The 12,439-nt window shown below is 57.9% G+C and carries 4 protein-coding genes and 1 tRNA gene; 3 read left to right on the top strand and 2 right to left on the bottom strand.

The genetic code is table 11. The features are described from left to right. Positions 1-33: 33 nt before the first annotated feature. The 3 genes from AC6RA8_RS03380 to AC6RA8_RS03370 all read left to right on the top strand — a co-directional run bounded on the left by AC6RA8_RS03380 (position 34) and on the right by AC6RA8_RS03370 (position 9,160). Positions 34-119: transfer RNA gene (locus tag AC6RA8_RS03380), tRNA-Leu, on the top strand. Between the two features lie 964 nt (positions 120-1,083). After that, positions 1,084-6,969 carry a cadherin-like domain-containing protein gene (locus tag AC6RA8_RS03375; protein ID WP_500350717.1) on the top strand — a complete coding sequence of 1,962 codons (5,886 nt, stop codon included), beginning with the start codon at positions 1,084-1,086 and terminating at the stop codon, positions 6,967-6,969. Positions 6,970-7,282: 313 nt separating this feature from the next. Next, complete coding sequence (locus tag AC6RA8_RS03370) at positions 7,283-9,160, top strand: Hint domain-containing protein (protein WP_500350716.1); 1,878 nt, start codon at positions 7,283-7,285, stop codon at positions 9,158-9,160. Here the strand turns inward: AC6RA8_RS03370 and AC6RA8_RS03365 are convergent. Both AC6RA8_RS03365 and AC6RA8_RS03360 read right to left on the bottom strand, forming a co-directional pair. After that, on the bottom strand, positions 9,153-9,752 hold the full coding sequence (locus tag AC6RA8_RS03365) for a nucleotidyltransferase family protein (protein WP_500350715.1): 600 nt from the start codon (positions 9,750-9,752) through the stop codon (positions 9,153-9,155). The genes AC6RA8_RS03370 and AC6RA8_RS03365 overlap by 8 nt on opposite strands. A gap of 127 nt (positions 9,753-9,879) precedes the next feature. After that, positions 9,880-12,288 carry a GcvT family protein gene (locus tag AC6RA8_RS03360; RefSeq protein WP_500350714.1) on the bottom strand — a complete coding sequence of 803 codons (2,409 nt, stop codon included), beginning with the start codon at positions 12,286-12,288 and terminating at the stop codon, positions 9,880-9,882. Positions 12,289-12,439 lie beyond the last annotated feature (151 nt).

The following is a 12,439-nucleotide window of genomic DNA, read 5'->3' as shown; positions in this document are numbered from 1 at the left end:
TGCCGCAGCACTTCGGTATCCGACAGTCCTGAGGCCCAAGTGGCGGAATGGTAGACGCAGGGGATTCAAAATCCCCCGCCTTTGCGGGCGTGCCGGTTCGAGTCCGGCCTTGGGTACCAGCCTCTTATTATGGATGTGACCGTGCATGGCCAATTTTTAGCGTGCTCAGGTTTGTCTGCTCGATATCTTGCACAATGATTGCGTAAAGGCCTGGCCGTGCTTTGCTGGCGGTGAGGACGACATCGCCTTTTCGAAGCGCTTTGGAAACTGCTCGATCGCTACACGGCGATGTCATCTTGGTAAATTTATCTCAAGCGATTCGTGGCGACCGCTGCCCTGTTGGGCAGATCGCATCATTATGGTATCTTTTTGTTCATTGATCGCGGTTTGAGAACATAAGCACCACAAAATCTGGCAGAAACACGGCAAAATTATCCGTGGTTAACTGTCATGATCGAGTGAACTTGAAGGTGAATCCGTTGACAAGCGGGAATGCACTTAAAATGTTCTTCTACAGTGATTTATGCGGGTTTCTGCCCATACTTATGCGTACCCTCCACATTTAGATGCAATCAAGGGTGGTAAAAAAGTTCGCCTATTTGGGGATTGTGTGCGTCTGTTTGCGCTGATGGTGCCACTTTTCGAACATTTTTCCCTTTTTTTGCATCAAATGTGACCGTAAGAACGATCTTGCCCAACTGGGGGGCGATGTCTGTAGGTCAAGGGGACGACCGCACAAGACGCATTGAAAAGTGCGAGGAGTGTGTTCGCTACGTTGCTGAGCAACCGCTGTGAGATGCGTTTGCCGGAACGCTACCGGTTTGCCGGTCGTAGGCGATCACCTCTCTCTCCATTTGCTCAAGCGTGTGTGCGGACCGCCCGACCGATAGGTGCGTCGCTTCGCCTTGGGAGAATAGTGAGTGATTGATGGAGACGTACCCATGGCGCCAACAACCAGACAGCTGATGCCGACGACGGTAATCACCTGCGACGCCGCCGTGCCCGAGTTCTCTGTTCTTTGTGCAATTGTTCCGGTCGCGCGCGTTGCGTGCTGCGCGTAGCCACGCCTAGGAGTTCCGAAATATGACCAAGTTCATAGACTTTAATGCCCTTGCTTCAGGAACCGTCGTCGATAACGAATTTGCGACCCAAGGCGTGACGATTTCGGCCACTGGCGGTTCAAACCAAGCCATGGTGTTCAACACGGCGCAGCCTACCGGGCAGGATGGCGATCTGGCGACCACGAACCTGGGCGGTGCGCTTATCATTTCGGAAGATGGCGACAGCAGCGACCCGGATGACAACGCCAGCGGTGGCAAGATCAACTTTGTCTTTGACGAACCTTCCGCCATCAACCGACTGACATTCCTGGATATCGAAGAGGGCGCATATGTGCGCTTTTACGATGCCCATGGCAACGAGATCGATAAGATCAAGATCGACGACACTGACAACAATGGCCAGACGATGGTTGATTTCGATGTCTCTGGTGTGTTGCGGATGGAAGTCGAGCTGAAAGGGTCGGGTGCCATCGACAACCTTGTGTTCGACACCTCGGGCCTTGATGGCGTGGTTGAAGGCGACAATGAGGGTAACCTGATTGATGCCGCCTATGACGACGATCCTGAGGGCGATTGCATTGACGCAAATGATCAGATCCTGCCGGGCGAAAACCGCGACGATGACATCGTGGATGCTCTGGGTGGCAACGACACGGTCGAAGCCGGTCGCGCGGACGACGAGGTGTATGCTGGCAGCGGCAATGACAGTGTCGAGGGCGGCGACGGTGACGACGTCATCTTTGGCGACAGCAATTATGCCGGGCCCGGAGCCGGTGTTTCCGAACGCGAAGTTTTCGAGTGGGAAAAATCCCCCTTCGGTGATGGCAACAACCTCGGCAATTTCACGCAGGACACCGGCAACGTCGAAGTGTCCTTTACGGTGCTCAACCAGTCCGGTGCATCCCGCACGATCCAGTCGAACGATACCCAGAACACTCAGAACATCGACGGTGACGGCAATTCCATCGACAACAACAGTTCGCTCGATAACATATTGAACGGGCATGGAAACTCGGCTGATTACCAGCTTGAGTTCTCTGCACCGGTCGGAGATGTGTCTTTCCGGATCAACGACATCGACGGCGATGGTGTGGTGCGCGTCACGGCATATGACGCGGCTGGTCAACAGATCGTCGTCAACCTTGAGGGTGGCAGCAATCTGACCCTGCTGGACACCGATGGCGTTGCAGGCAACGACACCGCTGACAGCAATGGTGGCTATCTGCCCGACACATCGGAAGAGTATTCGCTGCTGGTCAGCATCCCGGGTCCTGTGGCCCGCATTGTCATCGAACATGAACAGGATGGCGGCAACAATTCCGGGATCAACATCACCGACGTCTATTTTGACGCACCAATCGTGGATGATGGCGCCGACGGCGACGACATCCTGGAAGGTGGCGACGGTGACGACACCATTTTTGGTGAGGGCGGCCACGATACGCTGCGCGGCGAAGATGATAATGACAGCCTGGTTGGTGGTGACGGCAATGATCGTCTTGAGGGTGGCCGTGGCAATGACGTTCTGGATGGTGGTGCCGGGCGTGATGTCCTGATTGGCGGATCGGGCAATGACACCGGTTTTGGTGGCGCGGGCAACGACGAAATCTGGATGGGACCCGGCGACGACTCTGTCGACGGAGGCAGTGGCAACGACTGGATCCATGGCCAATCCGGTGATGACACGCTGAACGGCGATGCCGGTAGCGACATGGTCTTTGGCGAAGAGGGCGATGACGTCATCTCTGGCGGAGCGGGCGCTGACCTGCTGAGCGGCGGTGATGATGCCGACACAATTTTTGGCGGTGCGGGCGATGAGGTCGACGGTGGAGCCGGTGGCTTCAGCACCAATCCGGCAGAAAACACCGACCGTGACGTTCTGGACCTGACGGGTCAGGGACCGTTCTTCCTGGAAAGTGTTACGCCGGACAGCAACGGCAACGGCATCAATGGCACCGTCGTCTTCGTGGATGCGGATGGCAATCCAAACGGGCTGACCCTGACCTTTACCGAGATTGAAGAGGTCATTGGTGACGAGATCAACCGTGGTCCCGAAGCCGTTGACGATGCAGCGGAAGTCGATGAAGACGGCAGCGTTGATATCGCCGTGCTTGACAACGACAGTGACCCCGATGGCGACGCGCTGCGTGTGACCGAAGCTATGTCGCCGGACGGCGTTGTTACCATCAATCCTGATGGCACGCTGACCTTTGAGCCAAACGAGAATTTCAACGGCCCGACTACGATCACCTACACCATTACGGACGATCAGGGTGGCGAAGATACGGCGACCGTCAACGTGACTGTGAACCCCGTCAATGACGCGCCTGATGCCGTCAATGATGCCGTCAGCACAGACGAAGACATGCCGGTGACCATCGACGCATTGGCCAATGACACGGATGTGGATGGCGACGCGCTCACTATCACCGGCGCATCAGTTCCAGCCGATCAGGGCACGGTCGAGATCGTGAACAACGAGCTGCTGTTCACCCCGGCTGAGAATTTCAATGGCGATGCGACTATTTCCTATTCCATCGAGGACGGCAACGGTGGCACCGACACGGCCGAGGTCGTGGTCACTGTCAATCCGGTCAATGACGATCCTGTCGCTGTTGATGATCTGGCGGACACGATGGAGGACGAGGCCGTTGTCATCGACCTCTTGGGCAATGACACGGATGTGGATGGTGACGACCTGACGCTGGCGTCCGTGTCTGTGCCTGCCGACCAGGGCTCGGTCGTCGACAATGGAGACGGTACTGTAACTTTTACCCCCGCGCCGAACTTCAACGGGACGGCAACCATCGACTATACCGTGTCGGACGGTGCTGGTGGGACGGATGATGGTCAGGCCATTGTCAACGTCGGTGCGGTCAACGATGGCCCGACGGCGAACGATGATGTGGCTGAAACTGACGAAGACACGCCGGTAACCATCGACGTTCTGGTCAATGACACCGATCTTGACGGCGACGACCTGACAATCACCGGTGCATCGGTGCCTGCAGATCAGGGCATGGTTGAGATTGTCGGCAACGATTTACTGTTTACACCTGCTGAGAACTTCAACGGCGATGCGACGATCTCGTATTCAATCTCGGACGGCCAAGGCGGCACGTCTGCTGCCGAAGTCGCAGTGACCGTGAACCCTGTCAATGACGACCCCGTGGCCGTGGACGACATCGAAACCACGGATGAGGACGTGGCGGTGGTCGTTGACCTGCTGGGCAACGATACGGATGTGGATGGTGATGACCTGAGCATCGGATCAGTGAGCGTTGATCCTGCTGAGGGTTCGGTTGTCGACAATGGCGACGGGACCGTGACCTTTACGCCCGCTCTGAACTTCAATGGCCCCGCGACGATCACGTACACGGTTGTTGACGGCAATGGCGGTGAAGACACCGGTGAAGCCGTTGTGTCGGTTGGGGCGGTCAATGATGGCCCTGTTGCCGAAGACGATGCCGACACGACCGAGGAAGATACACCTGTCACCGTTGATGTTCTTGGCAATGACAGTGATGCAGATGGCGATGATCTGACCGTGATCTCCGCCGTGGTTCCGGCAGAGCAGGGTGAAGCAGACATCAATCCCGATGGTACGATCACCTTTACACCGGCCGAGAATTTCAACGGCACCGCAACGATCACCTACACGATCGCAGACGGCAATGGTGGGACCGATACGGCTGAACTGGTCATCGAGGTAACACCGGTCAACGATGCGCCCGAGGCGGCGGACGATGCCGAGACGACGCCGTTCAATACGGCTGTCACCATTCCGGTGCTCGACAATGACACGGACGTGGATGGTGATGCGCTGCGGGTGACCGAGGCGACCTCGCCCGATGGGGATGTGGTGATCAACGGCGACGGAACGCTGACCTTCACGCCAAATGACGGCTTCGAAGGCGACGCGACCATCGACTACACCATAACGGATGATCAGGGTGGCTTTGACAGCGCCCAGGTCACCGTGACGGTTGAGCCGAATCCATTGGACGGCATTGTCGAAGGCACCGACGACGGCGAATTGATCGACGACAATTATACCGGCGATCCCGAAGGCGACATGGTCGACAGCGGCGACAACATATTCTCGAACGATCCGGACGATGCAGATGATGACATCATCGAAGCAGGCGGTGGCAACGACACCGTTATCGCGGGCCAGGGTGATGATGTTGTTGATGGCGGCGACGGCGATGACCTGATCGAGACCGGCAATGGTGACATTGCGCCGGATCTGGGCTTCCCGAACGACGATGGAACGCCTGCGCCGGGCTTCCCCTTTGGTTTCCCGGCGGATGATGACCCGAACAACGACCTCGACTTTGTTGATGGCGGGGCTGGTGACGACACCATCAGCACCGGTGACGACGCCGACACCATCGTGGGTGGCACCGGCAACGATGTCATTGATGGCGGTATCGATGATGACGAGATTTCCGGTGATGAAGGCTTTGACCGCATCGTGGGTGGTGAGGGCAATGACCTGATCGAAGGTGGCGTCGGCGACGACACGATCTTTGCAGGCAACGACCCCGATCTGGGTCTGGACCAACTCAACATCGAAGACGATGGATCGAACCCGATCTTCCCAGCTGATCCACGTCCTGACAATGGTCAGGATACGGTGTTCGGCGGTGAGGGTAACGACCTGATCTTTGGCGCCGATGATGATGACGAGCTGTTTGGTGAAGAGGGCAACGACACTATCGATGGTGAGATCGATGACGACCTGATCGACGGTGGCATCGGCGATGACAGCCTGTTGGGCGGTCAGGGCAATGACACAATCCTTGGCGGTGAAGGCAATGATTTCATTGATGGTGGCCGTCAGGCCGACACCGTAGACGGGGGCGACGGCAACGACACTATCTTGGGCGGCAACGGCGCAGACGTTCTGTCTGGTGGCGACGGTGACGATGTGATCGACGGCGGCACCGGCGACGATACGCTGAGCGGTGAGGCCGGCAATGACTCGATCCTTGGATCGACCGGTGATGATGTCATCGACGGTGGCAGCGGCAACGACACCATCGATGGCGGCAACGGTGGTCAGGACATCATGTCCGGCGGTGATGACCGTGACCTGTTCATCAATGTCGATGCGGGCGAAGTTGTTGACGGTGGCGGCGGCGGAGACGACTTTGACACCCTGGACTTGCGTGGCTCTGCGCCGAATAACGGGTCGCTTCAGGTTGTCTTTACAAACCCCGACGCAGGCGGCAACGGCTTTGACGGGGTGGTCAACTACTTCGATGAGAACGGTGACCCGGCAGGCACGCTGACATTCACCGACATCGAAGAGGTTATTCCCTGCTTCACGCCCGGTACGATGATTGCGACCCCGGTGGGCGAGCGTCGTATTGAAGAACTGCAGGTCGGGGACCGCGTGATCACACGTGACAATGGCATTCAGGAAATCCGATGGGTGGGACGCCGTGAGATGTCGGGTGAAGAGCTGGCTCGCGCCCAACATCTGCGTCCAGTCCTGATCCAGCAAGGTGCGCTTGGTCGGGGCCTGCCGGAGCGTGATATGCTCGTGTCACCCCAGCACAGGGTATTGATGGCCAGCGACAAGACGGAACTGTATTTCGACGAAAGTGAAGTGCTGGTGGCCGCGAAGCATCTTACCTTTATGGATGGCATCGATGTCGTGGACGTATCGGGTACGACGTATATCCACGTCATGTTTGACCAGCACGAAGTCATTCTGTCCGACGGCGCATGGACGGAAAGCTTCCAGCCCGGTGATATGACGTTGAACGCGATGACAGACGCGCAGCGCAGCGAAATCCTCGAGCTGTTCCCGGAACTGGAAAACAGTGAGGAATCAGGCATATACGCGTCCGCTCGTCGGAGCCTGAAGAAGCACGAAGCGCATCTCCTCTCGCATTAAGCCTCCGGCTCGATGCTGAGATCGCGATGCGACTCCCCGCGATGATTCGCGGGGGCGCAGGGAACGGGGCATGGGGGGTGCACCCGTTTTCTGTGTTCAATACGGGTAAAAATGCCGAATTGTTTCTTCTACGGCAACGTATGTCGCTGCATTGCGGCATCTTTGTGCACGAATAATGTGCACGTTTACTGTCTTTCAGTTTTTCCCCCTGAATTTGGCTCAACTTTGAATTAACACCGAGGCTTGGGTGTTTGGTCTGTGGGGGCAGTTCATAATCCCCTTTCATTATGAGCGAATATGAAGGGCAGCTGCCATGGCCAATATCAACGGAACGTCGAACAACGACACCCTCCAGGGAACGAATGAAGACGATACGATCCAATCCTTGGGCGGGGCGGATCTGGTGTCGGGCGAAGGCGGCGACGACAGTATTCAGGGCGGCGGCGGCAATGATACGCTGTTTGGGGATGTGGGCGAAGGCACTGCCCCGGGCAACGACGCTACGCCCTTGGTCATCGACATTAACAATCTGGTCACGCGCGACGGTGCGGACAACAATGCGCAGCCGGGTACGTTCGCCGTCTACCGCAAAGTTGCTCAGCTGGAGGATGGCACTCAGGTGTCAGCCCGGATCGTATTGGTGTCCAAGTCTGATCCGAACCTGCGTGTCGACCTGTCGGGAGGCAACGGTTCGGAAATCCTGATGAACGGCAATGGAACTGGCGATACCGCCAGCTTCCGTATGGAATTTTTCATCCCCGATAGCCCCAATGCGACAACTGGCACACCCGTCGCGTTGAATTCAACTGCAACCGTCAATGACCTTGACCGCAACAGTCCTGGTGACCAGGAGGCTGTCACGATTGACGCAAGCAGTTTCACCGCCTTCGCAACTGATGCTGACACTTCGCTAAACGTGACAACCAGCGGTGGGACTGTCACCGCTGCAGGCACGGAACAGAACAATCCAAGCGATCAGGATGCATGGTTCTCTGCCTCATTCGAGAACCGCGAATTCATTGAGTTTACCCTAGAAGCCCGGAACACAAATTCAGGCTTTTCGTTCTCGGGTGACCTGATCGACGATGTTGTTGTGACGCCAATCGAAGCCGGAGATGACACGATTGACGGAGGTGCGGGCCAGGATGTCATCTTTGGTCAGGGTGGTGACGACAGTCTGTCTGGTGGCCAGGGCGATGACGACATCGACGGTGGCGAAGGGAATGACGTGCTGGACGGCGGCCAGGGCCAAGACGAGTTGATCGGCGGTGCGGGCAACGACACGCTGATTGGTGGAACTGGTGATGATACGCTGCTGGGCGGTGACGGCGAGGACCTGATCACGCTGGGCCCCGACAACGATCAAGCTCAAGGTGGCACGGGATCTGACCGCTTCAATTTCGACGGATTGGGCAACCACAACATCGTCGGTGGTGAAGATGCTGACGGGTCAGATATCGATATTCTCGATCTGTCCGGTGTGCGGGCGAACGTTCTGCCCGACGGACCGGGCTCGGAATCAGGCACCGTCGAATTGCTTGATGACAACGGAAACGTCGCGCGTCGCGTCACCTATTCCGAGATCGAGCAGATCATCATTTGTTTCACTCCGGGTACGCGTATCGCAACGCCAAAGGGCGAGGTTGCTGTTGAGAAGCTCAAAGCAGGCGATAAGGTCATTACCCGTGACAATGGCGCACAAACCCTGCGTTGGGTTGGACGCCGTGATCTTATGCCGAACGAGATGCATATGAATGACGCGGTTCAACCAGTGCTGATCCGCGCCGGTGCGCTTGGCAAGGAACTGCCCGAACGCGATATGCTTGTATCGCCGCAGCACCGTATGCTGGTCAAATCCGATCTGGCTGAGATGATGTTCCAAGAGCGTGAAGTTCTGATCGCTGCCAAACACCTGACAGGTCTGGACGGTGTAGATCAGGTCCAGACTGGTGCTGTCAGCTATCTGCACTTGATGTTCGATCAACACGAGGTTGTGCTAGCAGAGGGCGCGTGGTCAGAAAGCTTCCAGCCGGGTGATCACTCGTTGCGTGGCATCGGTGCAGAACAACGACAAGAGATCCTGACGCTTTTCCCGGAACTCGACACGCTCGCGGGGCTGGACACGTATAGTTCAGCGCGATTGTCCTTGAAACAGCACGAGGCACACACCCTCGTGGATCGGCTTAGGTGATGTGACGGGCCGCGCGCCATTCGGCCCAATCCTCTGGCGTATCCAGATCCAGACGCGCGCGTGTACCGGGCAGGGGGACCAGGTGCACCCTGTTGCCCGCTTGTTTGACGATATCGCGCCCGCCATCGTCTCCACGCAGCTTTGCGAATGCTGGGAATAGCGTTCTTTCAAAGATGATCGGGTGACCGCCGCGCCCATCTTCAGTCGCGCCGCGCCATATCAGTGCATTGGGATGGGTGTTTATCGCTTTCTGGACCTTGAGAATATCGTTCTCTGTGATGTCTGGCAGGTCGCTCAAGAGCAGCATGGCGTGTGTGTCCTGCGGACCCAAAGTGGCAAAGATCGTGCGCAGGCTTGCGCCCATGCCTTCCGCCGCGTCGTGCACGGTGATGGGCTGCGCTTTGGTCTGTGCAACAAGTGTGTGCCGCGGATGCGGTTCCGGGGGCAGGGCGACGCGGACATCAACGCTGACCGCCTGCGCGATCTTGATCAGTCGCCCCAGAAGTGGCTGGCCGTCCACGTCTTGCATCAGCTTGTCCGCGCCACGCATGCGCGACGCGGCACCGGCGGCGAGGATGAGGATCGGCATCATGGGTGTATCCTAAAGGCGCAGAAGGACTGCCGCAACACGGGCGCGCGGACGCTCGACACCATTGTGATGGGGGCAGCCCTCGTCGCTGGCGGGACTCACCCGAGACTTTTGAAACACTGAAGAGGACCTAGCCGCGCATGCGGGTGCCGTTCGGGTCAAAGAGCGGTGTTGTGGTCATTGTTGCCCTGCGCATCTGGCCGAGGATTTCGATCTCAACCTCCAGCCCGTCTTTCACACGATTTGCAGGCAAGAACCCCAGTGCAACAGATGTGTTCGTATGGTGTGAGAAGCCTCCAGACGTGCAGAAACCGACAACGGAACCATCCAGCCATATAGGTTCGTAGCCATGAGCGTCAGCATCGTCCGCGTCAACGCGGAATGCACAGAGCTGGCGGGCAGGACCTTCTGCACGTTCGGCCTCTGCAGCGGAGCGGCCAATGAAGTCCGTGTTCTTTTTCCATGAGATAAAGCGGTCCAATCCGGTTTCCGCAGCCGTGTAATCCGGGGAATATTCTGACAGCCAGGAACCGAAGAACTTATCAAGGCGCAGGGACATCATCGCCCGCATGCCGAATGGTGTGATCTCATGATCCTGACCGGCCTCCCACAAGGTCCACCACAATTCACGCTGCGCCATGGGATCGCAGTAGATTTCATAGCCCAGATCGCCTGTGTAGCTGACGCGTTGGACGATGCAATCAGTCATACCGATCGTGAGGGGATGCACGTTGAGAAACTTCATGCGCGTCAAATCCGAGCGTGTGCAAGCCTGCAGCACATCTCGCGCCTTTGGCCCCGCCAGTTGGAATCCGTTTCGTTTATCACTTATATTTTCGACGCTTGCGCCGTCTTCTTCATGTCGTTGGAAGTGTCGCATGTGTACTGCTTGCGCGCCGTAGCTGGCCGTAAGCTGGAACTCTGTCTCGCTCAGGCAGGACATTGTGAAATCACCGATCAGTTTGCCCCTTGGACTGAGCATTGGAGTCAACGAGAGGCGACCGGGCTGTGGCACGCGGCCTGCCATGATGCGGTCAAGCCAAGCGCGCGCCTTTGGCCCTCTGACGCGGTACTTTCCGAAATTGTGCACTTCGTTGATGCCGACGCCGTTTCGGACCGCGTTGACCTCGCGCGCTGTTGCGGAGAAAGCGTCCGAGCGGCGGAAGCTTGGGGTTTCAAAGGTTGGCTCGTCACCCTGAGCAAAGTAGTTGGGCACTTCCAGCCCGTATTGTTGACCCCAGACGGCACCCATGTCGCTGAAGATGTCGTACATGGGCGTTGTGCGATTGGGGCGGGCTGCGGGCAGTTCTTCGTTTGGGTAGGCGACCGAAAACCGTTTTTGATAGTTTTCGATGACCTTGGGGCGTGTGTACCCGGGACTGATCCAGCCACCAAAGCGGGCGACGTCCATGGCGGTCACGTCGCGTTCGCATTCGCCCTCGATTATCCATTGAGCGAGCATGAGGCCGACGCCACCACCCTGTGAGAATCCTGCCATGACACCGCAGGCTGACCAATAGTTGCGCAGGCCCGGGACGGGACCGACAAGCGGATTCCCGTCGGGCGCAAAGGTGAACGGGCCGTGGATGACCGACTTGATGCCAGCGGTTTCCAGCACGGGGAAGCGTTTGTAGGCGAAGGCGATACTGTCTTCGATCTTGTCGAAATCGTCGGGCAGGAGTTCGTGGCCGAAGTTCCAGGGTGTGCCATCGACGGCCCAGGAGCGGCAGGGTTGTTCATAGAAGCCGATGCAGAGGCCGCGGCCCTCTTGCCTCAGGTAGCTCTCGCCTGCGGGGTCCATTACGTGGGGGTGTTCTTGCGCACGTTCGTAGATCTCAGGGATGTCGTCGGTGACAATGTATTGGTGCTCCATCGGATGCAGGGGCAAATAGACACCGGCCATGGCACCCACCTCGCGCGCCCAGAGGCCGCCTGCGTTGACCACGTGTTCGGCGTGAATGGTGCCTTTGTCCGTCACCACATCCCATGTCCCGTCGGGGCGTTGATTGGTGTCCTGCACCATGGTGTGGGTGTGGATCGTGGCGCCACCCATGCGCGCAGCCTTGGCATAGGCGTGGGTGGTGCCAGACGGATCGAGGTGGCCGTCGAGCGGATCGTAGAGCGCGCCGAGGATGCCGTCGGTGTTGGTGATGGGGGCGACCTTGGCGATCTCTTCGGGGCCTACGATTTCGGTTTCCAGCCCCATGAAGCGGTGCTTCGCCCGTTCGGCCAACAGCATGTCGAAGCGGTCCTGATTGTCAGCCAGCGTCACGCCGCCCACATGGTGCAGGCCGCAGGACATGCCGGTAATCGCTTCCAGCTCTTTGTAAAGCTTGATGGTGTAGCCCTGCAGCGCCGCCATATTGGTGTCGCCATTGAGCGTATGGAAACCGCCTGCCGCGTGCCATGTGCTGCCCGAGGTCAGTTCGGACCGTTCCAGAAGCATGACGTCTGACCAGCCAAGCTTGGTCAGGTGATAGAGGACAGAGGCGCCGACGACGCCACCGCCGATAACGGCTACACGGGTTGTGGTCTGCATAGTCTTTCCCTTGGTTTGCGCATCGATAGAGCCCAAGGGATGGGTACAAGGAAAGCCCGAATGCGACGGGTTGTGTCGTTGCAAGCGCACCTGTGTGTTTTGTCACGTTTGTACGTGCCCTCGGAGTGCTGACTATTGCACTGTGGGCTGC

It is taken from the genome of Tateyamaria sp., from assembly GCF_059783535.1.
The sequence above is the reverse complement of the archived record's forward strand: the minus strand, read 5'-3'. Positions and strand labels throughout refer to the sequence as shown.

What these genes read in the sequence shown, in the direction of transcription:
- AC6RA8_RS03375 (WP_500350717.1), top strand. Translation starts at nt 1,084, where the DNA reads ATGACCAAGTTCATAGACTTTAATGCCCTTGCTTCAGGAACCGTCGTC.
- AC6RA8_RS03370 (WP_500350716.1), top strand. Translation starts at nt 7,283, where the DNA reads ATGGCCAATATCAACGGAACGTCGAACAACGACACCCTCCAGGGAACG.
- AC6RA8_RS03365 (WP_500350715.1), bottom strand. Translation starts at nt 9,752, where the DNA reads ATGATGCCGATCCTCATCCTCGCCGCCGGTGCCGCGTCGCGCATGCGT.
- AC6RA8_RS03360 (WP_500350714.1), bottom strand. Translation starts at nt 12,288, where the DNA reads ATGCAGACCACAACCCGTGTAGCCGTTATCGGCGGTGGCGTCGTCGGC.